The organism is Spirillospora sp. NPDC048823 (assembly GCF_043198445.1).
Classification (GTDB): Bacteria; Actinomycetota; Actinomycetes; order Streptosporangiales; family Streptosporangiaceae; genus Spirillospora.
In genome coordinates this window covers 136,082-160,057 of record NZ_JBICUT010000006.1, presented here as the reverse complement: position 1 = coordinate 160,057, position 23,976 = coordinate 136,082, and the positions used below count along the sequence as shown (strand labels likewise).

Annotated in this window: 21 protein-coding genes; 11 read left to right on the top strand and 10 right to left on the bottom strand. The window is 71.3% G+C overall.

Going from position 1 to position 23,976, the window contains the following annotated elements; all coding sequences use genetic code 11:
• The first annotated feature begins 12 nt into the window (after positions 1 to 12).
• Positions 13 to 3,885: a DNA-directed RNA polymerase subunit beta' gene (locus tag ACGFK0_RS16430; protein ID WP_392905510.1), complete on the top strand. Its 3,873-nt coding sequence runs from the start codon at positions 13 to 15 to the stop codon at positions 3,883 to 3,885.
• Positions 3,886 to 4,128: 243 nt separating this feature from the next.
• Positions 4,129 to 4,356, top strand: coding sequence for a hypothetical protein (locus ACGFK0_RS16425; protein WP_392905507.1), 228 nt, complete (start codon positions 4,129 to 4,131; stop codon positions 4,354 to 4,356).
• An 83-nt stretch (positions 4,357 to 4,439) separates the two neighbouring features.
• Here the strand turns inward: ACGFK0_RS16425 and ACGFK0_RS16420 are convergent, their stop codons facing one another.
• The 4 genes from ACGFK0_RS16420 to ACGFK0_RS16405 all read right to left on the bottom strand — a co-directional run bounded on the left by ACGFK0_RS16420 (position 4,440) and on the right by ACGFK0_RS16405 (position 6,263).
• Positions 4,440 to 5,012, bottom strand: coding sequence for a hypothetical protein (locus tag ACGFK0_RS16420; protein ID WP_392905505.1), 573 nt, complete (start codon positions 5,010 to 5,012; stop codon positions 4,440 to 4,442).
• 251 nt (positions 5,013 to 5,263) lie between these two features.
• Positions 5,264 to 5,485: a hypothetical protein gene (locus ACGFK0_RS16415; RefSeq protein ID WP_392905502.1), complete on the bottom strand. Its 222-nt coding sequence runs from the start codon at positions 5,483 to 5,485 to the stop codon at positions 5,264 to 5,266.
• A 3-nt stretch (positions 5,486 to 5,488) separates the two neighbouring features.
• Positions 5,489 to 5,842, bottom strand: a complete 354-nt coding sequence (locus ACGFK0_RS16410) for an ArsR/SmtB family transcription factor (protein ID WP_392905500.1) — start codon at positions 5,840 to 5,842, stop codon at positions 5,489 to 5,491.
• Complete coding sequence (locus ACGFK0_RS16405; protein WP_392905497.1) at positions 5,829 to 6,263, bottom strand: SRPBCC domain-containing protein; 435 nt, start codon at positions 6,261 to 6,263, stop codon at positions 5,829 to 5,831. The genes ACGFK0_RS16410 and ACGFK0_RS16405 overlap by 14 nt, the downstream gene beginning before the upstream one ends.
• Positions 6,264 to 6,461: 198 nt before the next feature.
• On the opposite strand from ACGFK0_RS16405, the gene ACGFK0_RS16400 reads away from it, so the two are divergent.
• On the top strand, positions 6,462 to 7,835 hold the full coding sequence (locus ACGFK0_RS16400) for an FAD-binding oxidoreductase (protein WP_392905495.1): 1,374 nt from the start codon (positions 6,462 to 6,464) through the stop codon (positions 7,833 to 7,835).
• Between the two features lie 16 nt (positions 7,836 to 7,851).
• Positions 7,852 to 9,402, top strand: a complete 1,551-nt coding sequence (locus tag ACGFK0_RS16395) for an acetolactate synthase large subunit (RefSeq protein WP_392905493.1) — start codon at positions 7,852 to 7,854, stop codon at positions 9,400 to 9,402.
• On the opposite strand, the gene ACGFK0_RS16390 is transcribed toward ACGFK0_RS16395, so the two are convergent.
• The 3 genes from ACGFK0_RS16390 to ACGFK0_RS16380 form a co-directional block, all read right to left on the bottom strand.
• Entirely contained in the window at positions 9,371 to 11,002 is a 1,632-nt protein-coding gene (locus ACGFK0_RS16390; RefSeq protein ID WP_392905490.1) for an FGGY-family carbohydrate kinase, read from the bottom strand. The two genes, ACGFK0_RS16395 and ACGFK0_RS16390, sit on opposite strands and share 32 nt — an antisense overlap.
• Before the next feature lie 19 nt (positions 11,003 to 11,021).
• Positions 11,022 to 12,422, bottom strand: a complete 1,401-nt coding sequence (locus ACGFK0_RS16385; RefSeq protein WP_392905488.1) for a pyridoxal phosphate-dependent decarboxylase family protein — start codon at positions 12,420 to 12,422, stop codon at positions 11,022 to 11,024.
• A 120-nt stretch (positions 12,423 to 12,542) separates the two neighbouring features.
• A complete protein-coding gene (locus ACGFK0_RS16380; protein ID WP_392905486.1) occupies positions 12,543 to 13,187 on the bottom strand; it encodes a CGNR zinc finger domain-containing protein in 645 nt (214 codons plus the stop codon).
• A 21-nt stretch (positions 13,188 to 13,208) separates the two neighbouring features.
• Between ACGFK0_RS16380 and ACGFK0_RS16375 the strand changes: the two genes are divergently transcribed.
• Positions 13,209 to 13,661, top strand: a complete 453-nt coding sequence (locus ACGFK0_RS16375; protein ID WP_392905483.1) for a VOC family protein — start codon at positions 13,209 to 13,211, stop codon at positions 13,659 to 13,661.
• A gap of 173 nt (positions 13,662 to 13,834) precedes the next feature.
• Here the strand turns inward: ACGFK0_RS16375 and ACGFK0_RS16370 are convergent, their stop codons facing one another.
• From ACGFK0_RS16370 to ACGFK0_RS16360, 3 genes are all read right to left on the bottom strand, one after another.
• A complete protein-coding gene (locus ACGFK0_RS16370; RefSeq protein WP_392905480.1) occupies positions 13,835 to 14,572 on the bottom strand; it encodes a DUF2382 domain-containing protein in 738 nt (245 codons plus the stop codon).
• A gap of 326 nt (positions 14,573 to 14,898) precedes the next feature.
• Positions 14,899 to 15,552: a response regulator transcription factor gene (locus ACGFK0_RS16365; RefSeq protein ID WP_392905478.1), complete on the bottom strand. Its 654-nt coding sequence runs from the start codon at positions 15,550 to 15,552 to the stop codon at positions 14,899 to 14,901.
• Positions 15,549 to 16,712 (bottom strand): sensor histidine kinase, encoded by a 1,164-nt coding sequence (locus ACGFK0_RS16360; protein ID WP_392905475.1) that lies wholly within the window; start codon positions 16,710 to 16,712, stop codon positions 15,549 to 15,551. The genes ACGFK0_RS16365 and ACGFK0_RS16360 overlap by 4 nt, the downstream gene beginning before the upstream one ends.
• Before the next feature lie 132 nt (positions 16,713 to 16,844).
• On the opposite strand from ACGFK0_RS16360, the gene ACGFK0_RS16355 reads away from it, so the two are divergent.
• The 6 genes from ACGFK0_RS16355 to fusA all read left to right on the top strand — a co-directional run bounded on the left by ACGFK0_RS16355 (position 16,845) and on the right by fusA (position 23,937).
• Positions 16,845 to 18,161: an ABC1 kinase family protein gene (locus tag ACGFK0_RS16355; protein WP_392905472.1), complete on the top strand. Its 1,317-nt coding sequence runs from the start codon at positions 16,845 to 16,847 to the stop codon at positions 18,159 to 18,161.
• Entirely contained in the window at positions 18,158 to 18,580 is a 423-nt protein-coding gene (locus ACGFK0_RS16350) for an aldo/keto reductase (RefSeq protein ID WP_392905975.1), read from the top strand. Before ACGFK0_RS16355 ends, ACGFK0_RS16350 begins: the two co-directional genes overlap by 4 nt.
• 241 nt (positions 18,581 to 18,821) lie before the next feature.
• The gene (locus ACGFK0_RS16345; protein ID WP_392905470.1) at positions 18,822 to 20,435 is read left to right on the top strand and encodes a hypothetical protein; all 1,614 of its coding nucleotides are present in this window, start codon (positions 18,822 to 18,824) and stop codon (positions 20,433 to 20,435) included.
• A gap of 503 nt (positions 20,436 to 20,938) precedes the next feature.
• Positions 20,939 to 21,313 (top strand): 30S ribosomal protein S12, encoded by a 375-nt coding sequence (rpsL, locus tag ACGFK0_RS16340; protein WP_358448900.1) that lies wholly within the window; start codon positions 20,939 to 20,941, stop codon positions 21,311 to 21,313.
• Positions 21,313 to 21,783, top strand: a complete 471-nt coding sequence (gene rpsG, locus ACGFK0_RS16335; protein WP_021597494.1) for a 30S ribosomal protein S7 — start codon at positions 21,313 to 21,315, stop codon at positions 21,781 to 21,783. The genes rpsL and rpsG overlap by 1 nt, the downstream gene beginning before the upstream one ends.
• Positions 21,784 to 21,825: 42 nt before the next feature.
• Positions 21,826 to 23,937, top strand: a complete 2,112-nt coding sequence (gene fusA, locus ACGFK0_RS16330) for an elongation factor G (protein WP_392905467.1) — start codon at positions 21,826 to 21,828, stop codon at positions 23,935 to 23,937.
• Positions 23,938 to 23,976: the final 39 nt, after the last annotated feature.

Below are 23,976 nucleotides of genomic sequence, written 5' to 3'. Positions count from 1 at the left end.
AGGGGAAATCTGTTGCTTGACGTCAACTTCTTCGACGAGCTACGCATCGGCCTGGCGACCGCTGACGACATCCGCCAGTGGTCGCACGGCGAGGTGAAGAAGCCGGAGACGATCAACTACCGGACCCTCAAGCCGGAGAAGGACGGGCTCTTCTGCGAGAAGATCTTCGGCCCGACCCGGGACTGGGAGTGCTACTGCGGTAAGTACAAGCGCGTCCGGTTCAAGGGCATCATCTGCGAGCGCTGCGGCGTCGAGGTGACCCGCGCCAAGGTGCGCCGTGAGCGGATGGGCCACATCGAGCTGGCCGCTCCGGTCACGCACATCTGGTACTTCAAGGGCGTCCCGTCCCGTCTCGGCTACCTGCTGGATCTGGCCCCGAAGGATCTCGAAAAGATCATCTACTTCGCGGCCTACATGATCACCAGCGTGGACGCCGAGCGGCGCGACCGCGACCTGCCGACGCTGGAGGCCCACATCTCCGTGGAGCGCCAGCAGATCGAGCAGGCCCGCGACGCGCAGGTCGAGGCCCGCCAGCAGAAGCTGGAGGGCGACCTGGCGGAGCTGGAGGAGGCCGGCGCGAAGGCCGACCAGAAGCGCAAGGTGCGCGACGGCGCCGAGCGGGAGATGAAGCAGCTGCGCGACCGCGCGCAGCGCGAGATCGACCGCCTCGACGAGGTCTGGAGCCGCTTCAAGAACCTCAAGGTCCAGGACCTGGAGGGCGACGAGCTGCTCTACCGCGAGATGCGCGACCGGTTCGGCAAGTACTTCGAGGGCGGCATGGGGGCCGCGGCCATCCAGGCCCGGCTGCAGAACTTCGACCTCGACGCCGAGGCCGAGAAGCTGCGCGACATCATCCGCACCGGCAAGGGCCAGAAGAAGGCCCGCGCCCTCAAGCGGCTGAAGGTCGTCTCCGCGTTCCTCAACACCCGCAACAGCCCGCTCGGCATGGTGCTGGACTGCATCCCGGTGATCCCGCCGGACCTGCGTCCGATGGTGCAGCTGGACGGCGGCCGTTTCGCGACGTCCGACCTGAACGACCTGTACCGCCGTGTCATCAACCGGAACAACCGGCTCAAGCGCCTGCTCGACCTGGGCGCGCCCGAGATCATCGTCAACAACGAGAAGCGGATGCTGCAGGAGGCCGTCGACGCGCTGTTCGACAACGGCCGCCGCGGCCGCCCGGTCACCGGGCCGGGCAACCGTCCGCTGAAGTCGCTGTCGGACATGCTCAAGGGCAAGCAGGGCCGGTTCCGGCAGAACCTGCTGGGCAAGCGCGTCGACTACTCCGGCCGTTCGGTCATCGTCGTCGGCCCGCAGCTGAAGCTGCACCAGTGCGGCCTGCCCAAGCAGATGGCGCTGGAGCTGTTCAAGCCGTTCGTCATGAAGCGGCTCGTCGACCTCAACCACGCACAGAACATCAAGTCCGCCAAGCGGATGGTCGAGCGGGCCCGCCCGGTCGTGTGGGACGTGCTGGAAGAGGTCATCACCGAGCACCCGGTGCTGCTGAACCGGGCGCCGACCCTGCACCGCCTCGGCATCCAGGCGTTCGAGCCGCAGCTGGTCGAGGGCAAGGCCATCCAGATCCACCCGCTCGTCTGCACCGCGTTCAACGCGGACTTCGACGGCGACCAGATGGCCGTGCACCTGCCGCTGTCGGCCGAGGCCCAGGCCGAGGCGCGCATCCTGATGCTGTCGACCAACAACATCCTGAAGCCGTCGGACGGCAAGCCCGTCACCATGCCCACCCAGGACATGGTCATCGGCCTGTACTGGCTGACGACGCAGAAGGACGGGTCCGCCGGCGAGGGGCGCGCGTTCGGGTCGGTCGCCGAGGCGATCATGGCCTACGACCGGGGCGAGCTGGACCTGCAGGCGAAGATCCACCTGCGGCTGAAGGACGTCCCGCCGCCGCGCGAGTGGATCGCGCCGGAGGGCTACGAGCCGGGCCAGCCGTACCGGCTGGAGACCACGCTCGGCCGCGCGCTGTTCAACGAGACGCTGCCGGACGACTTCCCGTTCGTCGACGACGAGATCAGCAAGAAGCAGCTGTCGGCGATCGTGAACGAGCTGGCGGAGACCTACCCGAAGGTCGCCGTCGCCAACGCCCTCGACGCGCTGAAGAGCACCGGGTTCCACTGGGCGACCAGGTCCGGTGTCACGATCGCGATCGACGACGTGCTCGCGCCGCCGAACAAGCAGGAGATCCTGGGCGGTTACGAGCAGCGTGCCGAGAAGGTGCAGCGGGAGTTCAACCGCGGCCTGATCACCGACGATGAGCGCAAGCAGGAGCTCATCGAGATCTGGAACAAGGCCACCGCGGACGTCGCGGTGGACATGGAGGCGTCGTTCCCGAAGGACAACCCGATCTGGATGATGATCCAGTCGGGTGCCCGCGGCAACCCGCTGCAGCTCCGCCAGATCGCCGGCATGCGCGGCCTGGTCTCCAACCCCAAGGGCGAGACCATCCCGCGTCCGATCAAGTCGTCGTTCCGCGAGGGCCTGTCGGTCGTCGAGTACTTCATCTCGACGCACGGCGCCCGCAAGGGCCTGGCCGACACCGCGCTGCGCACCGCCGACTCGGGTTACCTGACCCGGCGCCTGGTGGACGTCGCGCAGGACGTCATCGTCCGCGAGGAGGACTGCGGCACCGACCGCACGATCCCCTTCGAGGTCGCCGACAAGCTGTCCGACGGCACCCTGGTCAAGCTGGCCACCTCGGAGACGAGCCTGGTCGGCCGCACGATCGCCGAGGACGTCGTCGTCGACGGGACGGTCATCTTCCCGGCCGACACCGACCTGTCCGACGCGGTCGTGTCGCGCCTGGTCGAGGCGGGCGTGGACAAGGTCCGTACCCGCAGCGCCCTGGTCTGCGAGGCCAAGATCGGCGTCTGCGCCGCCTGCTACGGCCGTTCGCTGGCCACCGGCAAGCGGGTCGACGTCGGTGAGGCCGTCGGCATCATCGCCGCACAGTCCATCGGCGAGCCCGGAACGCAGCTCACCATGCGGACCTTCCACACCGGTGGTGTGGCGGGCGGCGACATCACGCACGGTCTGCCGCGTGTCCAGGAGCTGTTCGAGGCCCGCATCCCCAAGGGTGTGGCCCCGATCAGCGAGGTCGCCGGGCGCGTCAAGATCGACGAGACGGAGAAGGCCCGCAAGGTCGTCGTCGTCCCGGACGACGGCTCCGACGAGATCGCCTACCCGGTGCCGATGCGGTCCCGCCTCCTGGTCAAGGAGGGCGAGGCCGTGGGCGTCGGCCAGCAGCTCATCGCGGGCGCCATCAACCCGCACGAGGTGCTGCGCATCCTCGGTCCCCGCGCCGTGCAGCTCCACCTGGTCCAGGAGGTCCAGGAGGTCTACCGGTCGCAGGGCGTGTCGATCCACGACAAGCACATCGAGATCATCGTCCGCCAGATGCTGAAGCGGGTGAACATCCTCGAGTCGGGCGACACCGACCTGCTGCCCGGTGACCTGATCGAGCGGCCGATCTTCGAGGGGCGCAACCGGTCCGTCGTGGCCGAGGGCGGGGTTCCCGCCGCCGGCCGTCCTGTCCTGATGGGCATCACCAAGGCCTCGCTCGCGACCGAGTCGTGGCTGTCGGCGGCGTCCTTCCAGGAGACGACCCGGGTGCTCACCGAGGCGGCGATGCACGCCAAGAGCGACCCGCTGCTGGGCCTCAAGGAGAACGTCATCATCGGCAAGCTCATCCCGGCCGGTACCGGCATGCCGCAGTACCGCAACGTCCGGGTCGAGCCCACCGAGGAGGCCAAGGCGGCGGTGTACTCCGTCGGCTCCTACGACGACGGCGCCGAGTACGCCTTCGGCCAGGGGTCCGGCGAGGCCGTGCCGCTGGAGGAGTACGACTTCGGCCAGTACAACCGGTAACACCCGCACGACCCGTGAGGGCCGCCGTCCGCAGCACGCGGGCGGCGGCCTTCCGCATTGACGGAGCCCCAGGCTCCTGGACGAACTCCGTCGCCCGTCGGCGCGGCGGGCCGGCCGAAGCGTTGACCTGGGCATATAGTCGCTTTCTTGACCCTTTGAGGTGTTTTGCCACTGGATGCCCCGGGGACGATGACAGCCGTTGGCTGATGCGCATGACGGGGGAGAAAGCATATGAAGAGGGTCATGACCGGCGCCTTGATCGCCGCGGTCGTCGGGATCACCGGTACGGGCGGCGCCGTCGCCGCCGAGGCGTCCAACGCGCCCGCACGGCAGGATTGCCGCACCTACTCCAGCGTCACCGAGTGCGGCCAGCCCCAGCTCACCGAGAAGCAGAAGGCGTGCGTGACCACGGCGACCCAGCAGGGCATGACCGAACGCCGCGCCAAGGTGGAGTGCCGCGCCTTCGCCTGACCCGGCGTGTCTTCGCGGCACTGCTGTCCCAGGTCAAGCGGTAGCCCGCGTCCCGGCGCACCAAGCCTGAACCGCGGGATTGGCTAACCGCGGTGGGGGCGGGCCTGGGTGCCGGGAGGAAGCCCGAATGCGCGCGCTGCCTCGGCGTCTGGGGCGTCAACGCCGTTGCCCCGACGGTGGCGCCGGTCGAATTCGGCGACCCCGCGTGCGGAGAACATGCGCTCCAGGGACGGACGGAATCCCGCGCCGTCGACCGGCTCCGCGACGTCCTGGACGACCGGTACGTCACCGCGATGGTCCAGCGTCACCAGCAGCGGGGTGCGGGTCCCGGTGTGGGTTACCAGATCGCCGCCCTCCCGGGCGTAGTCGTTGCACATGACCTCAAGTGACACACGCACCTGGGGGCCGCGCCGCTCGGTCTCGATCGGGTCCTCCGCGCAGAACCAGCGCGGGCTCAGCCGGGCGGGCAGAGAACTCGGCCACACCACCGCGCGGCCGCTCTCCAGGTACCGGTCGATCACCGGCAGGACGTCGCCGGTGAGGTGCCGGTCGACGTGTGGCGCGGGCGGCCACACCCGCCACGATTGCCGCCAGGCCGCGACGCCGACGGCGAGCGCCGCGACGGCGGCGAGGGTCACCCAGGTCCTTGGCTGCACACAGCGCACCGTAACGGAGGCTCGGCCGGGCCGTGTCCGTGGACGCCTCGTCCGACCACTTCCTCCGATACCAGGCGCGATAGCGATGCGAGATGGCGTGATGCCTCGTCTGCCTGGGCTTCATCCGTCTGCTCGCCGCCCTGCTGGAAGAGCCGAAGGGCCCGCCGCACGGCTGCTCCGCGAACTCGGCGCCGACCCCGGCACCGTCCGATCCGAAGCCGTCCGGCACCTCGAAGACGGTGCCTGACGGTTCAGCCGTCGTCGGGGAGGCGGACGATGTGCGGGACTCCGACGGGGTTGCTGATCCAGTGGGCGTTCATCCCGGAGGGGAGCGGCTCCAGTTCGTCCTGGACGCCGATGCCATGCGCGGCCAGGTGCGCGGCGGCACGGTCGACGTCGTCGGTGAACAGTTCCAGCCAAAGGTCAGGGTGTGCGTAGTTGTCGACCCGGTCGAACCACAGGGTCAGGTTCATGGTTCATCTCTCCTGGGTCTGATCGAGGTGGTCGCGCAGGCGGTCCAGGTGGCCGTCCCAGTCACGCGTGAGCGCGGCCAGGAACGACTGGGCCACTGCCACCGGCCCGGTCTGCAGGCGGTAGCGGATCCGGCGCCGCTCCCCGGCCTCGGCCCGGACGAGTCCGGCGTCGGTCAGCAGACGGAGGTGTTTGGCGATGGCCTGCCGCGAGATGGGCAGCCGGCCGGCCAGATCCGTCGCCGTCGCGGGTCCGTGCGCGGCGAGGTCGGCGAGAATGCCGCGCCGGGTCGGGTCCGCCAGCGCGGTGAAGACCGCCTGTGCGATCGGCTCGGCATCGGGATGATCAGGCCGCGGCATCGAGGTACTCGGCCAGTTCGGGCAGCTTCGTCCGCCATCCCGTGACGTTGCCCTCGTAGGCGGCGGTGAGGTCATCCGGCAGCTGGGCGAAGCCGGTCTCCACGACCGTGAGCCGGGTGCCGGCGGGCGTCGGCTCCAGCGTGAACTCCACGTGGGTCCGGCGGGGATCGCTCGGAGGCAATCCCTCGATCGCCCATGTGTAGGCGAACCGGCGGGGCGGCTCCACGACCTGGATGCACAGGATGTTCTCCTCGTCCTGCCCCCACCGCACGCGGGCCTGGCCGCCGGGGCGCAAGTCGTCGACCTCGGCACTGGACCCGAACCAGCCACCCAGACCTTCGGGCGTGGTCAGAGCCGCCCACACCTTCTCGGGAGGGTGGTGAAGGTCGAGCACGCGCTCGATCCGATCCGGTACGGGCACCATGACCTCCAAGTGACGCAATCAACTGGTTGCAACATATATCGCAACCATTGGATTGCGCAACTTTGGCCGTGGGACCTTCGGCCTCGTCGAGGCGCCCGATGGTCCCTGCCCAGGGCGGGAGGGGGAGGTCAGACTTGCCGGACGGAGATGCGGTGGAATCGCCGATTCAGGCCGCGGATGCCGGTGGGAGGGAACATGGCGGACGTCCGCACGGCGCTGGCGGATGTCGTCGGCCCCGAGCATGTGCTGTCGGGCGACGCCGTCCCCCCGCACTATGGCCGGGACGAGTCGCTGGGCGTCGCGGTGGAAGGGCCGTTCACGGTGGTGCGCCCGGCGGACACCGCGCAGGTCGCCGCGGTGCTGCGGGTCGCCGGCGGGCTCGGGGTCCCGGTGACGGCCCGGGGATCGGGGACCGGCCTGTCCGGCGCGGCGGTGCCGTGTCCGGGCGGCCTGGTGGTGTCCTTCGAGCGGATGAACCGGATCCTGGAGATCGACGCGGACGATCAGGTGGCGGTGGTGCAGCCGGGCGTCACGCTCGCGGAACTCGACCGCGCGACCGCCGACGCGGGGCTGGTGTATCCGGTGTTCCCCGGCGAGGACGGCGCCGCCGTCGGCGGCACGATCGCCACGAACGCGGGCGGCATGCACGCGGTCAAGAACGGCGTGACCCGCCACCACGTCCTCGGCCTGGAGGCGGTGCTCGCGGGCGGCGAGGTGATCCGCAGCGGCGGCCGGTACGTGAAGACGTCCACCGGCTACGACCTGACCCAGCTGATCGTGGGATCGGAGGGCACGCTCGCCCTGGTCACCGAGGCGACGCTGCGGCTGCGGCCCCGGCTCGCGAACCGGGCCGGGGTGCTGGCGCCGTTCCCCGGCACGGCGGCGGTCACCGCGGCCGTCCCGCGGCTGACCGGCGGGGGGCTGGACCCGCTCGTCCTGGAGTACGTCGACATGCTCGCCATGGCGGCGATCACCGCGAACGCCGGGCTGGATCTCGGGGTTCCGGAGCATGTCCGGGACACCGCGCAGGCCTATCTGCTCGTGGTCCTGGAGAACCATTCGGCCGATCGGCTGGACGAGGACGTCCAGGCGCTCGGGGAACGGCTCGCGGACCTCGGCGCCGCCGACGGGTACGTGCTCGCCGGCGACGCTCTCCGGCGGTTCGTCACGGCGCGGGAGAACGCGTTCTGGGCCGCCCGCGCCGCCGGGGCCGACGCGATCGTGGACGCGGTCGTGCCGCGCGCCGTCCTGGCCGGATTCTTCGCCGCCGTCCACGAGATCGGCGACCGGCATGGGACGCTCATCAGCGGCTGCGGTCACGCGGGTGACGGCAATGTGCACCTTTCACTGTTCCAGCCCGACCCCGAGGTGCTGACCGCCGTGATGAGCGGCATATTCGCCAAGACCGTCGAGGCGGGCGGCACCATCAGCGGGGAGCACGGCATCGGACGGGAGAAGGTCCCCTATTTCCTCGCCCTGGAGGATCCGGCGAAGGTGGAGCTGATGCGGCGGATCAAGAAGGCCTTCGATCCGGACGGGATACTCAACCGGGGCGTCCTGTTCGGCTGAGCATGGGGAGACACTTATGAACGGCGCGCAGGCGATGGCGCACACCCTGTCGGACGCGGGCGTCGACGTGTGGTTCGCGAATCCGGGCACGTCGGAGCTGCATCTCGTGGCGGCGCTGGACGGCGAACCGCGTGCCCGGGGCGTGCTGTGCCTGTTCGAGGGCGTCGCGACGGGTGCCGCCGACGGGTACGGGCGGATGGCGCCGCGGCCCGCCGCCGTCCTGCTGCACCTCGGCCCGGGACTCGGGAACGGGCTGGCCAACCTGCACAACGCGCGGCGGGCACGGACACCGGTCGTGGCCGTCGTCGGTGACCATGCCACCGGCCATCAGCGGTTCGACGCGCCGCTGCAGTCCGACATCGCGGCCGTCGCCGGGTCGGTGTCGCGCTGGGTGGGCCGGCCCGCGGACGCGGCGGACGCCGGTTCCGCCGCGGCGGAGGCGGTCGGGGCCGCACTGGCCGGGGGCGTCGCGACGCTCATCGTCCCCGCGGACGTCGCCTGGTCGGAGGGCGGGCGGGTCGCGGCGCCGCCGCCCCTTCCCGCGCCCGAACCGGCGGGCGACGATGTGCTGGAGGCGGCGGCCGCCGCGCTGACCGGCGGTGAACCGTGCGTCCTGCTGATCGGCGGCGACGCGACCCGCCGCGCCGGGCTGGAGGCGGCCGACCGCATCGCCACGGCGACCGGGTCGCGGGCGCTGTGCGAGACGTTCCCGGCCCGCCTGGAGCGCGGCGCCGGGCTCCCGGCGATGGGGCGGCTGCTCTACCTGGGCGACATGGCGGCGGCGCAGCTGGAGGGCGCCCGGCACATCATCCTGGCCGGTGCGCGGCGGCCCGCGACGTTCTTCGCCTACCCGGGCCGCACCGGCGACCTCGTCCCGGACGGGTGCCGGGTGCATGACCTCGGCGGCGACGCGGCCGCGGCGCTCACCCGGCTCGCCGACGCGGTCGCCGCGGACGTCGAACCGACCCCGCGGCCCGCGGCGCGGCCGGACATGCCGTCCGGGACGCTCACGGCGGAGACGGCCGCCGCCGTCGTCGGGGCGCTGCTGCCCGAGGGGGCGATCGTCTCGGACGAGTCGAACACGTCGGGGCTGTGGCTGGCGGACGCCACCGCGGGCGCGCCGCCGCACGACTGGCTGACCCTGACCGGTGGCGCGATCGGCCAGGGAATGCCCGTCGCGGTCGGCGCCGCGATCGCGTGCCCGTCCCGGCCGGTCGTCTGCCTGGAGTCGGACGGCAGCGCGATGTACATGCCGTCGGCGCTGTGGACGCAGGCCAGGGAGGGGCTCGACGTCACCACCGTCGTGTTCGCCAACGGTTCCTACGCGATCCTGTCGATGGAGATGACACGGGTCGGGGCGACGGCGGAACCGCCCGCCGCGGGGAGCGTGGCGCGGGACATGGTCGACCTGTCGCGGCCGGCCCTGGACTTCGTCGCGCTGGCGTCCGGCATGGGGGTTCCGGCGACCCGGGCCCGCACGGTGGAGGAGTTCGCGGTCCAGTTCGGCCGGGCGGTCACCGAACCGGGCCCGCACCTCATCGAGGCCGTCGTGCCGCCGCTGGGATGAGCCGCCGCGGGCGGGGCGCGGCGGCCGTGCGGCGGGCGCCGCGCCCGAGCCGGCGGAACATGCCGCGCTGGCTCCGGTACAGGCCGGGGAACTCGCGGTAGAGCCGTTCGTACTCCGCCCCGGCGGCGGGGTCGGGGGTGAAGACGCGGTCGACCCCGATCCGGACGTCCTCGCGGCGGACGGCGCCGAGCGACAGCCCCGCGAAGACGGCCTGGCCGCGCAGGCCGGCGTTCATCGGGTCGGCGACCCGCTCGACGGTGCGGCCGAGCACATCGGCGTGGATCTGGCACCACAGGTCGGACCGGGCACCGCCGCCGATCAGCCTGATCGGGTCGAGGGGGCGTCCCGCGAACCGCTCGACCGCCTCGTGCAGCCAGCGGTTGTTGTAGGCGACGCCCTCCAGGACCGCGCGGACGAGGTCGTCCTGCGTCGTGGTCAGCGACAGGTTGTGGAAGCCGGCGCGGGCGTCGCGGTCGTCCACCGGGGACCGCTCGCCGTCCAGCCAGGGGGTGAAGATGACGCCGTGACTGCCCACCGGCACGGTTTCGGCCCGGCGCACGAGCCGTTCGTAGTCGGATGCGGTGGTGGTGGCGGCGCCCACGATCGTCTCGTGCAGCCATTGCAGGCACCGGCCGCCGGTCTCATGGTTGTTGGCGACGACGTAGGAACCGTCCCCCAGCCCCGGCACGCTGGCGATGGACCGCAGGACGTCGGTCTTCTTGAACGGCACCGACAGCCCGATCCAGGACGTCGTGCTGATCGCGAGGTGGGCCTGGAAGTCGTCCATCGTCCCGGCGCCGCGGACCGACGCATGCAGGTCGGGCAGGCCCGTGACCACCGGCAGCCCGGCGGGCACCCCCAGCTCCCCGGCCACCCGCTCGGGGATCACGCCCACCACCGAGCCGACGGGCCGCAGCGGCGGGAGCCGGCCGGTGTCGATCCCCGCCCTGCGGGCCAGGCCGGCGTCGTACCGCAGCGTCCCGGGCCGCCGGTTGTCGGTCAGCCAGGCCGCCGTCATCGAGGCGTGGGTGGCGGCGGCGACCCCGGTCATCCGCATCGTCAGATAGTCGACCGGTTCCATGAACCAGCGCGCCGCGGCGTACACGGCGGGCATCTCGTGGCGCAGGAACAGCAGGTGCCCGATCGGGTCGGCGCCCGACGGCGACGGCGCCCCACCCGTCCGGCGCACCCAGGCGAGGATGTTGCGCGGGGCGTACCCGGCGACCGGTCCGCCGATGAGGGCCCGGGAGTACGGCGCGCCGCGCGTGTCGTCGTGCAGCATGCAGTCGCCGACGGGACGGCCCGACTCGTCCACCGGCACCGTGCTGGCCCACTGGCCGGTGCACGAGGCCGCGACGAGCTGCTCGGGGCGGATCACTCCGGCGGCCATCACCCGCCGCGCGGCGGCGGTGATGAGTTCCCACCACTGCCCGGCGTCCTGGGTGGAGGCGCCGTCACCGGACCGGCGGGTGGTGACCACGCCGAGTTCGCACAGGGCGATCTCCCCGGTGAGCGAGACGAGGCCGATCTTCACCCCGGTCGAGCCGAGGTCGACGGCGAGGATGTAGCGGTCCCCGGGGGCGGGCGCGCGTGCGGGCATGGTCGGTTCCTCCGCCCGGTCAGCGCGCGGCCGGAGGCAGCGACTGCTGGGTGTCGAGGATGCCGGTCATGATCTGCCGGATGAAGTCGTCCGCCTCCTCGGTGAGCCCGCCCGGCACACCCCCGTACACCGCGCCCGAGAGGGGAGACTCGCCCGCCTCGTGCCGTTCGGCGGCATACCGTACGGCGTCGGCGAGGTCGGCCGCGAAGGCGTCCGCGACGCCGGGCCGGGTCTGCGGTCTGGTGACGGCCATGTGGATCGCATCGGGATACTGCTGGCCGTTGAACCGCCAGCCGCGTCCGGACATGAAGTCGTACACGTGGTAGATGTCGAACACGTCCGACGTGAAACTGAACAGGAACGTCGGCTCTCCCATGACGCGCAGCTCGGGGTGCGACCGGACGGCCTCCAGCATCTGGCGCGCGGTGCCGAAGATCTGCTCGGCGTACCGCCGGTAGCCTGCGCGTCCGAGCCGCACCATCCCGGCCCAGGTGGCGGCCAGCAGCCCGCCCGACCGGGAGCCCTCGATGCCCGGCGACAGGTACTTGCCGCCGCTCCACCCGGTGTGGAAGAAGTACAGCTCGTTGCGCAGCGCGCTGTCGCGGAACAGCAGCGTGGACGTGCCCTTGAGGCCGTACCCGTACTTGTGGGTGTCGGCGGAGATGCTGGTCACGCCCGGCAGCCGGAAGTCGAACGGCGGGATGTCCAGGCCGAGCTCCTCACCGAAGGGGAGGACGAACCCGCCCAGGCAGGCGTCGACGTGCAGGCCGACGCCGCGGATGAGCGCCAGCTCCGACAGGTCCGCGATGGGATCGATCGTGCCGTACCCGTAGTTGCCCGCCGAGCCGATCACCGCGACCGTGTTCGCGTCGATGAGCCCGGCCGCCGCGGTGACGTCCACCAGGGTCGTGCGGGGGTCGGCCGGCGCCTCCCGCACTTCGATGCCGAACAGGTGGCCGGCCTTGTCGAACGCGGGGTGCGCGGTCTCCGGTTTGACGATGTTGGGCCGGGCGATGCCGCGGTGCCGGGCGGCCGCGTCCCGGTAGGCCAGCATCGCGTGCAGGATGCTCCCGGTGCCGCCGGTCGTCACCAGGCCGCCCGGGTCGGTCCCGGTGACCGCGCCGCCGTGCATGAGGTCGAGGGTCATGGCGAGGATCTCGCCCTCGAACTTCGTCGCACTGGGGAACATGTCGCGCTGGAGCACATTGGCGTGACCGAACAGGCCGTACGTCTCCGTCATGAAGTCGTAGTGCTCGTGGTCCCCGCAGTACACCGTCCCGGACGCCTTGCCCGTCTCCCAGAAGGCGTCCTCCTGAGCCGCCATCTCGCGGACTTCGGCGAGGATCTCCGCCCGGGGCCGCCCCTCCTCGGGCAGCCTCTCGTAGCTCCGGAACCGGCCGGCGTAGGGGTAGTCCGTCATGTGTCCGCCTTCCAGACCTGCGCGGCGACCTCCTCGCGGGCACGCCTACCAACGATCCTGAGCCGACGTCCCCCCCGGGGAACAGGGACTTTCGTCCCGTCCGTTCGGCGGTCGCCATGATCAACTCCCGTCATCGGATGAGGGGCAGGCCTTGCTCGATCCATGGTCCGGCTCGGACTGGCGGGCGCGTGAGGCTCTCACCTTGTGGAGGTTGCCGCAGTGCTCCATCGAGCACCAGCGGCGGCGGCCGGGGCGTGAGGTGTCGACGTAGACGAGCTGGCAGTTGTCGCCGGCGCAGGTGCGGATGCGGTGGGCGAACGGGCCGGTCAGCAGGTCGATGGCGTCCCGCGCGACGGTGGCCAGCAGGTGTGTGCCCTTGGGGGTTCCGGCCCACTGCCGCTCCCCGTCCGGCGTGATGGCGGGTGCCAGCGCCGGACGGGCGGCGGCCTTATTGAGGGTCCCCAGGTCGTCGGGCGGGTACGGGTCGCTGTGCAGGTGGGCGATGACCACCTGGAACAGCGCGTCGCGCAGGTTCCGCGCGTTGGTCACCTCGGCTTTCGAGACCTGCAGTGCGGGTGTCGGGGTCAGCCGTGACCGCTCTGCCCAGGCGGCCAGGTCGGCGGGCTCGAACAGGACCTCGTACCTGCGGTAGGGGCCGGGGCCGCCGGTGGTCAGCAGCTCCAGGCACAGCGCGCCGGGGTCGAACCGGTAGGTGGCGCCGGTACGGGAGCGCAGCGTCAGTCCCGTGGTTGCAGAGGAGGCCATGTAACTAATATAACTGGTTACATGGCATTGGGTTGGAAGCTGGTCATCGACAGTACGGACGCATCCGCGCTCGCGGACTTCTGGGCAGCGGCCCTGGGCTACGAGGTGGAGGATCCCAGCGCGCTCGTCGAGCAGGTGCTGGCCGCCGGCCGCATCGGCGAGGAGGCGGTACACGAACATCGCGGACGCAAGACCTTCCGCGGCTATGCCGCGATCCGCCACCCCGAGGACCCGTTCGACGAGGTCAGCGGCGTCGGCCGCGGACGGCGGCTGCTCTTCCAGGACGTGCCCGAGGGCAAGTCCGGCAAGAACCGCCTGCACATCGACGTCCACAGCGAGCCCGGCGGCCTCGACGAGCTGGTCGCCCGGCTGGAAGGGCTGGGAGCGACCCGCGTCCGCGAGTTCGACCGGGGACCCGCCGGGCACTGGTGGGTCATGCAGGACCCCGAAGGCAACGAGTTCTGCGCCGCGTAGGCCGGGCTAGTGATTCGCCGCGCTCTTGCCGACCGCGTAGACGTCGCCCCTGACGGTCTTGGTGTGCCAGTACTCGCCGCGGGATGGCTCCGGCCTGATGCGGTAGCGCGGAGTGGCGGGGGCAGGGCGTGGGGACGCCCCAGGCCGCCGGTCGGCCCGGGGCGGGAGACGGGTCACCGCTCGCTGCGGCCTCGCCGTCTTGCGTCCTCCTCTTCCATCTCGATGCGCTCCTTGCGGATCTCGCCGCCGACGGTCTCCTCTTCGGTGACGGTCTCCTTACTGGCCCGCACGCGCTCCACCGGGGTGGTCTCCTTGGACACCACCGGCCGCTCCTCGTGCAGGGTGACCTCGTGCTCGGCCTCGGTGATCTCCGATCCGCGCATCGCCGCGTCCCGGTTCTCATCGGTGATCGGCTCGCGCTCGACCCGGACCTCTTCGTGGCTGACCGGAACGGTCATCTGCTGCTCTTCGGTGACCACGTACTTGCGCAGTCTGGCCCGGCCGCTCTCCCGGGTCTCCTTGTGGACGTGGAGCTGCTCCTCAGAGCGGGTCATCGCGTCGTCGGGCTCGCGTGCCCGCTCCGGCGCCGCCTCCCCGGGCTGTGCGGGGGCGCGCGTTCCGCCCGGCTCAATGCCGTAGTAGCGGTACAGCCGCTCCTCCTCGTCCGCCGATATGTGCCCGGCCTCGACGTCCACGTGGGGTGCCTGCTTGATGAATTCCTTCTCGTACCCCGCCTCGACATGGTCGGAAACCCACTCGGCTCCGCTGGTCGGGACGAAGGTCTCCTTGTTGCCCAGCAGTCCGATCTGGATGCCCAGCCACTCGGGACGCCCGGTCCGGTCGTCGAGGAAGACGTGCTTGACGTCGCCGACCTTGCTGCCGCCCTCGTCGTAGAGCGGGTGGTCCAACACCTGAGGAATTTGTTCCTTGGTAAGCATGTGCATCCTTTCTTTGACTCTTGAAGCCCTACCACTGAAAAGCGAAAGGATGCCTCTTCCAGGGTAAATTCCATTAAAGGCTGATTTGCACACATTTTCTGGCCTGTCGGGAACAATGCAGCGCTTTGTCGGTGTTGCGCGGTCGGCTCGCCGGCCTCGGGGCGCGTGGTCGGACCGGCGCACCCGGCGCGGGCGACGGTTCCCGCCTGGACGTCCTCGCCGCGGAGTTCGGCCCCACGACCGCGCCGCCGCGATCCCCGGCACCGGACCGCCACCGCCTTGGCCGGGACGCCCGGCGGCTACGCGTCGGGCTCGTCGCCGGCGAGGCCGTGCCGGAGGGCGTAGATGACCGCGGCGGCGCGGTCGCGGAGGCCGAGCTTGGTGAAGATGCTGCCGACGTGGGTCTTGACCGTGCCCTCCGCTATGTGGAGCCGGGCCGCGATCTCGGGGTTGGTGGCGCCCGTGCCGATGAGCGACAGCACCTGGCGTTCCCGCAGCGAGAGATCGCCGGACGACGCCGGGCGGGGACGGAGCCCGGTCCGGTAGGCGCGCAGGACCTGCGGGGTGATGGCGGGGTCGAGCCAGCCCTTCCCGGCGGCGACGGCGCGGGCCGCCTGGATGATCTCCTCGCCGGGCGCGTCCTTCAGCACGAAACCGGCGGCGCCGGCCGCGAGCGCGGCGGCGACGACCTCGGGGTCGTCGAACATGGTGAGGACGAGCACGGGCGGTGCGCCGGGGCGGGACCGCAGCAGCCTGGTCGCCGCGGCGCCGTCCAGCCGTTTCATCCGGACGTCCATCAGCACCACGTCCGGGGCGCAGCGGGCCGCCGCCCCGGTCACTTCGTCGCCGTCCGCGCACTCGCCGACGATCTCCACGTCCGGTTCGCCGTCGAAGATGCGCGCCAGCCCGGCGCGGACGAGTTGCTGGTCGTCGACGAGCAGCAGCCTGATCACGAGGCCGTCCCGGTGAGGGGGATGGTCGCGTGGACCGTCCAGCCGGGACCGTCGGGTCCGGCGCGCAGGTCGCCCCCGAGCGCGGTGACGCGTTCGCGCATCCCGACGAGTCCGAGCCCGCCCGCCGCGGACCGGCCGCGCGGGCCGGCCGGTCCGGGATCGGTCACGGTCACCTCGGCGGTGCCGTCCCCGACCGCCACGGTGACCTCGGCCGCCGCGCCGGGCGCGTGCCTGGCGGTGTTGGACAGGGCCTCCTGGACCACCCGGAAGATGGTGAGCCCGACCGCCGGGTCGACGGTGCCCAGGTCGCCCCGGGTGCTGAGCGTGACCGCGAACCCTCCGTCCCGCAACTCGGCGACCAGGGCGCCGGTGTCCTCCGCGGTGGGCGGGGCGAGGGTGACGGACGGTCCGGCGGCGGACGGGTCGCGCAGCAGGACCAGGCCGCGGTGGACGTCGCGGACGCTCTGCCGCCCGGCCCGCTCGGCCTCCGCCAGCGCCTCGCCCGCCGCCCCGGTGTCGCCCCGGGCGGTGGCGAGCCTCGCCGCGGTGATGTTCAGCATCACCACGCCCAGCCCGTGCCCGACCAGGTCGTGGACCTCGCGTGCGATCTTCCGGCGCTCCTCGGCCACGGCCTCCCGGGCGAGCCGCAGCCGCGCCTCGTACAGCTTTCCGTGGACGCGGAACGCCGAGCCGAGCACCAGGAAACCGGCCCCCCACATGAGCCACGCCGGCCAGAGCGGCAGCCCGCCGGCCAGCAGCTGCCGGACGGGGGCGAGCGCGAGCGTCAGCGGCACCGACCAGGCCAGGTCGCGTCCCCGGGCGAGCACGACGAGATGGATCCAGATGGGCGCGCCGGCGATCGCCAGCGCGCCGTCGGAGTAGGTGCCCTCGGCGAACGGGAACGGCCGGAACCCGCCGCCCCGGCCCGCCGGGGGTGCCAGCGCGATGATCAGGAGGAGCAGCGGCGCCAGCACCGGCACCGCCCTGACGGGCGGCTTCCACGGCCGTATCGACTGCCACGCCCACAGCGCGGCGTACCCGGTGACCAGGACGGTCCGGACGGGCGGGGACGGGGCCAGCAGCACCGCGAGCAGCGCCCAGCACGTTCCCACCCAGGCGAGCAGCCTCAGCAACGGCCAGGGCGGGGTGGTCCAGCGCATGCGCAGATCCTAGATTTCCCCGGGCGGCGCGGTCATCGGACCGTGGTCGCACTGCCGCTCCCCCCACGGTCGGGGCGAGCCGGGGACCGCGGGGCGAAGCGGCCGGGCCGGGGCGCCGCGGATGCTGGCGCCATGCGAATTCAGGCGTTGTCCCGGATGGCGAGGCTGTCGGCGCTCCCGCTGGGAATCGGCCGGCGGACGGCCGTCGCCGGCGGGCTCAAGGCGCTCGGCCGGCTGACCGACGAGGCGTCGCTGGAACTGCACGAGCGCACCGCCGACCAGCTCTTCGACGTCCTGGGCGGGCTCAAGGGCGGGCTGATGAAGTTCGGCCAGGTCCTGTCGGTGTACGAGACGGCGCTGCCGCCGGCGATCTCCGCGGTCTACCGGGAGCGGCTGGCCCGGCTGCAGGAGGCGGCCCGGCCCGAGCACGCCGCCCGGGTACGGCAGGTGCTGGCGGACGACCTCGGCCCCGGCTGGCCGGACCTCTTCGCCGCCATCGACCCGGAGCCCGCCGCGGTCGCCTCACTGGGCCAGGTCCACCGCGCCGTCTGGTCGGACGGCCGTCCCGTGGCGGTCAAGGTGCAGCACCCCGACGCCAGGGAGCAGTTGCTGGACGACCGCGACCTGACCGTGTTCGCGATGCGCTGGTTCACCTCCTTCATCGCCCCCGAACTGGACGGCCGCGCGCTGGCCGCCGAACTGATGGACGGCCTGGCCGCGGAACTCGACTACGCACGGGAGGCCGCGGCGCAGGAGGCGTTCAGAGCGGGTTACCTCGACGATCCCGACTTCGCCGTCCCCGAGGTGCTCCTTCAGGACGGCCGGGTCCTCGTCTCGGAATGGATCGGGGGCACCCCGCTGGCGCAGATCATCGCCACCGGGAACCAGGAGCGGCGGGACCGCGCCGGGCTCCTCCTGACCAGGCTCATGTTCTCCGGCATCCCCAGGACCGGGATGATGCACGGTGACCCGCATCCCGGAAACTTCCGGCTGTTCGACGACGGCCGCCTCGGCGTCCTGGACTTCGGCGCGGTGTACCGCCACGAGCCCGGCACCCCGAGCCCGCTCCACAAATGGATGCGCGTCCACCTCGCCGAAGACCCGGAGGAACTTGTCGACGTCCTCCGCGACCTGGGCTTCCTGCGGCCCGGGGTGCGGGCGGACGGCGCCCGGCTCAGGGCGCTCTTCGAACGGACGGGAGCGGCCGTCCGGACCGAGACCTTCCGCTTCGACGGCGCCTTCCTCCGCGACACCCTCGAAGGGATGACGGCCTCGATGCCGGTCGGCCTCGGCCTGGCCTTCCCACCGGGCTACGTCCATGCCCAACGCGCCCTCGGCGTGGGCATCGGCGTTCTCTGCCAGCTCGGCGCGGAGGTCCCGTTCCAGCGCGAGGCCCTGCACTGGCTCGCGGACCGACCCCGGCACCGGCGCCATGACCTGGGCATATAGCGGGTTTCCTTGACCTTTGGGGTGGTTGTGTCGCCGCATGGCCGGGGGAGGATGACGCCCAGGGGCTCGTCCCATCCGGACGGGCCCCTGCCGCCGCCCGCTCAGCGGCGTGCGATCAGGCGGCCCGGCTGCCGCTGCCCGCCACGATCCCCGCCCCGACCGCGACCTGGAAGACGGAGGCCGGTTTCGACGTCGTCGATGCCGTCCGCGATGTCGCGAAGGAGCGGGGCGTCCCGCCGGCGCAGGTGGCGCTCGCGTGGCTGCTCGGCCGGCCCGGGGTGACGGCACCGATCGTCGGCGCGACGAAACTCACTCATGTGGAGGACGCCGTCGCGTCGGAGGCACTGAAACTGGACGAGCGGGAAGTCGCGCGACTGGAGGCGCCGTACCGCCCGCACCCGGTCGCCGGGCATTCCTGACGGACCAGAAGCCGGCGGCCCCGGACCTGAACGTTCCGGGGGTGCCCGGCGTCTATGAAGAGTGATGATTTGCGATACCACCGGCGATCGGGGCAGGCTGGGGACGAGAACGCCCACGCATGACGAGACGGCTACGTGGGGACATGGGTGACAAGGGTCGGAGGCCGCGTTATGCGCCGCGCGCTTCTGAACTTCCGGGAGCTGGGGAGCCCCGGGACGACGGCGCTGAAGGAGCCCGACGATGACCGAGAATGACGGCACGCAGGGTCCGCAGCGGCCGTTGCCGGACGACGAGGGCCGACCCGGGCCGTCCGAGAGCCAGGAGCCGCCCGCCCGGCCGCTGGGAGACCGCACCGTGGTGTTCGGGGCTCCGCAGCTGGGCGGCAATGCCCCCGCGCCGCAGCCGCAGGAGCCCCGCGAAGAAGAGCGGCCGGCGCCGCCTCCGCCGCCCCCCACGATGGTCGAGCAGCCGATTCAGCAGTACGGCGAGCAGCCCCCGGCGCCGCCGCAGCAGCCGTTCGGCGGTCCGCAGGAACAGCAGGCCCCGTACGGGCAGCCGCCGGCCCCGCCCTACGGCGCGCCTCCCGGTCCGGGCGGGTTCCCGCCGCCGCAGGAGCAGTACGTCCCGCCGGGGGAGCAGCAGCCCTATGGCCAGCCGCAGCCCGGTTACGGCCAGCCGTCCGAGCAGGCTCCGTACGGCCAGGCGCCTGAGCAGGCTCCCTATGGCCGGCAGCCTGAGCAGGCCCCGTACGGCCAGCCGCCCGAGGCGCCGCAGTACGGGCAGCAGCCGGGATACCCGCAGCAGCCGATGCACGGCGCGCCCCAGGAGCAGCAGCCGCAGTACGGGCAGCCCCCGTTCGGCGGCCAGGGCGGCGGCTTCCCGCCGCCCGAGGCCGGTGCGCCCGGCGAGCAGGCACCGGCGCAGCCCGAGCAGCTGCAGGAGGACCGCACGCTGATCGTCCCCGGCCCGGCCGCCGCCGCGCCGGAAGAGCCGCAGCGGCCCGTGGTGGACGACCAGGCGACGCTGCACTGGTCGCCCGGTACCGACATCCCGGTCGCCACCGGCCCAGAACGCAAGCAGGAGCCTCCGGCGGCGGAGCCGTGGCAGGCCCCGACACCGCCGTCCACGCCCGAGCCGTGGTCGCCGGAGTCGTCCCAGCCCGGCGTCCAGCCGGCACAGCCCGCGCAGCCGGGTCAGCACGGCCAGGTCGACAGCGAGCGGACGATGATGGTGCCGCCGCCCGAGTCGGGGTACGGCGCCGGTTCGCAGCCGACCGGCAACCCGGTGGAGGACCTGTACCGCCCGCCCGGTGAGAGCGGCGTGGAGGACGCGCGTCCGACCGAGGCGTTCGACCCGTCCCAGGGCCGCGCCGACCTGCAGGGCCGCGTCGAATCGCAGGGCATGGCCGAGCACACCCGGATGGACATCGGCCAGCAGCAGTGGGGCCAGGCCCAGCAGCAGGGCGGCCAGCAGTTCGGGCAGCAGCAGGGGTACGGGCAGCCCGAGCAGTTCGGTGGCCAGCCCGCCGAGCAGCAGCAGGGTTACGGCCAGCAACCCTATGGACAGCAGCAGGACTTCGGGCAGCAGGCTCAGCAGCAGGGTTACGGCCAGCAGTTCGGCCAGCCGGGCGAGCAGCAGGCCCAGGGGCAGGGACAGCAGTTCGGCCAGCAGCCCTACGGCCAGCAGGGGCAGCCGGGGCAGTACGGTCAGCCGGGACAGTACGGGCAGCAGCCCGGTTACGGGGCCGAAGGGGGCAAAGGCAGCAAGGGCAGCAAGAACATGCTCCTGCTCATCGGCGGCGTCGTTGCCGCCGTGGTCATCATCGTCGTCGTGGTCGTCACTTTCGTTCTGTAGCGACCGGTCCGGCACGGCGTAAAAGCTGGTCCACATCTTCCCCAACTGTGGGATGTGGGACAGAATGCCGACGGGTCCTCCCTCCTTCGGAGGGGGGAACATCCGTCGGCATTCCGTCGTTCAACGTCCCGGGAAGAAGGCTTTCCAAGGCTCGCGGGCTTGCGCCCGAGGGCGGGCGCACGGTAGTGCCCTGTTCACTTTGCACTTTGGCGCGGCGGTCGGTAACCTTCTCACTTGTGCCCGCTGTGCGCGGGTCGCTATGCGTGTGCGTCGGCGAGGTCTGAGAGGCCAGCCCCAGCGCCGCATCTACTCCCCGGCTTGATTCGGCCCTGTATGGGCCGGGCGGTCTGTGTCGGTTTCGCGCGGCTGTATTTCCGTGAGGTGGCGACACGCCCGACCGCGTGGGTCGGAGAGGTCGGGAAACCGGCAGGTCACAGCCTCGCCTGAGGCTGGGATTGCAGCATTAAGACTTACCGGCTTGGTACGAGGAAGACGGAGACGCGGTGCCCACGATCCAGCAGCTGGTCCGAAAGGGCCGGACGGACAAGGTGACCAAGAACAAGACGCCCGCGCTGAAGGACAGCCCCCAGCGGCGGGGCGTCTGCACGCGCGTCTACACGACGACGCCCAAGAAGCCGAACTCCGCGCTTCGGAAGGTCGCCCGTGTCCGGCTGACCAGTGGGATCGAGGTCACGGCCTACATCCCGGGTGTCGGGCACAACCTGCAGGAGCACTCGATCGTGCTCGTGCGCGGCGGTCGTGTGAAGGACCTCCCGGGTGTTCGCTACAAGATCATCCGCGGTTCGCTCGACACGCAGGGCGTCCGCAACCGCAAGCAGGCGCGCAGCAAGTACGGCGCGAAGAAGGAGAAGAGCTGATGCCGCGCAAGGGCCCCGCTGGCAAGCGCCAGCTGATCGCTGACCCGGTGTACAACTCGCCGCTGGTCACCGCGCTCATCAACAAGATTCTCCTGGACGGCAAGCGTTCGATCGCGCAGAGCATCGTGTACGACGCTCTGGAGGGCGCCCGCGAGAAGACCGGCAACGACCCGGTCGTCACGCTGAAGCGCGCGCTCGACAACGTCAAGCCGACCCTGGAGGTCCGCAGCCGCCGCGTGGGTGGCGCGACCTACCAGGTCCCGGTCGAGGTGCGGCCGGCCCGCAGCACCACGCTCGCCCTCCGGTGGCTGGTGGTGTACGCCCGGCAGCGCCGCGAGAAGACCATGACCGAGCGGCTGATGAACGAGCTGCTCGACGCCAGCAACGGCCTCGGTGCGTCTGTGAAGAAGCGCGAGGACACGCACAAGATGGCGGAGTCCAACAAGGCCTTCGCCCACTACCGCTGGTAACCCCGGCGGGAATCGCAACGACGAGACGACGCGAGGACGACAGTGGCTACCAAAACCGGTGTAGACCTGGCCAAGGTCCGCAACATCGGGATCATGGCCCATATCGATGCGGGCAAGACCACGACGACCGAGCGGATCCTGTACTACACGGGCATCAGCTACAAGATCGGCGAGGTCCACGACGGCGCGGCCACCATGGACTGGATGGAGCAGGAACAGGAGCGGGGGATCACCATCACCTCCGCCGCCACCACCTGCCACTGGCCCGTGGACGACGACGATCACACGATCAACATCATCGACACTCCGGGGCACGTCGACTTCACCGTTGAGGTGGAGCGCAACCTGCGGGTGCTCGATGGCGCGGTCGCGGTGTTCGACGGAGTCGCCGGCGTGGAGCCCCAGTCCGAGACGGTGTGGCGCCAGGCCGACCGGTACGGCGTGCCCCGCATGTGCTTCGTCAACAAGCTCGACCGCGTCGGCGCGGAGTTCCACCGCTGCGTCGACATGATCGAGAACCGGCTGAACGCGACGCCGCTCCCGCTGCAGCTGCCGATCGGCGCCGAGGCCGACTTCAAGGGCGTCGTCGACCTCGTGACGATGAAGGCCCTGGTCTGGAACGAAGAGGCCAAGCTCGGCGAGATGTACGACACCCTCGACATCCCCGAGACGCACGCCGAGACGGCGCGCGAGTGGCACGACAAGCTGGTCGAGACCCTCGCCGAGAACGACGACGAGATCATGGAGCTGTACCTGGAGGGCGAGGAGCCCACGGTCGAGCAGCTCTACGCCGGCATCCGCCGCGCGACGATCGCCGCGAAGCTCACCCCGGTGATGTGCGGCACGGCCTTCAAGAACAAGGGCGTGCAGCCGCTGCTGGACGCGATCGTCCGGTACCTGCCCTCCCCGATGGACGTCGAGGCCATCGAGGGCCACGCCGTCCGCGACGAGGAGAAGGTGCTCACCCGGAAGCCGAGCGAGGAGGAGCCGTTCTCCGCGCTGGCGTTCAAGATCATGAGCGACCCGCACCTGGGCAAGCTCACCTTCGTGCGCGTCTACTCGGGCGTCATGGAGTCCGGGTCGAACGTGATGAACTCCGTCAAGGAGCGCAAGGAGCGCATCGGCAAGATCTACCGGATGCACGCCAACAAGCGCACCGAGATCGAGCGCGCCGGCGCCGGTGACATCGTCGCGGTGATGGGGCTCAAGCAGACCACCACCGGCGAGACGCTGTGCGACGACAAGAACCCGATCGTGCTGGAGTCGATGAACTTCCCGGCACCGGTCATTCACGTCGCGATCGAGCCGAAGACGAAGGCCGACCAGCAGAAGCTGAGCACCGCGATCCAGCGGCTGGCCGAGGAGGACCCGTCCTTCACGGTCCGCACCGACGATGACACGGGCCAGACCGTGATCTCCGGCATGGGCGAGCTCCACCTGGAGATCCTCGTCGACCGGATGAAGCGCGAGTTCAAGGTCGACGCCAACGTCGGCAAGCCGCAGGTCGCCTACCGCGAGACGATCAGCAAGCGGGTCGAGAAGGTCGAGTACACCCACAAGAAGCAGACGGGTGGCTCCGGCCAGTTCGGCCGCGTGATCATCGACCTGGAGCCGCTGGGCGGCGGGTCCGACGGCTACGAGTTCGTCAACAAGGTCACCGGTGGCCGCATCCCGCGGGAGTACATCCCTTCGGTCGACGCGGGCTGCCAGGAGGCCGCCGAGTTCGGTGTCCTCGCCGGCTACCCGATGGTGGGCGTCAAGGTCACTTTGCAGGATGGCGCCTACCACGAGGTCGACTCGTCGGAAATGGCGTTCAAGGTCGCCGGTTCCATGGCGTTCAAGGAGGCCGCCCGCAAGGCGTCCCCCACGCTGCTGGAGCCGATGATGGCGGTCGAGGTCACCACGCCCGAGGAGAACATGGGCGACGTGATCGGCGACCTCAACAGCCGCCGCGGTCAGGTCCAGTCCATGGACGAGCGGCACGGCATGCGCGTCATCAAGGCGCTTGTGCCCCTGTCCGAGATGTTCGGCTACGTGGGTGATCTGCGAAGCAAGACCCAGGGCCGGGCTGTTTTCGTCATGCAGTTCGACTCCTACGCCGAGGTTCCCACGAACGTCGCGCAGGAGATCATCGCCAAGGCGCGGGGCGAATAACCACCGGGCCTGCCCACAGATCACCAAGACGTACATCGA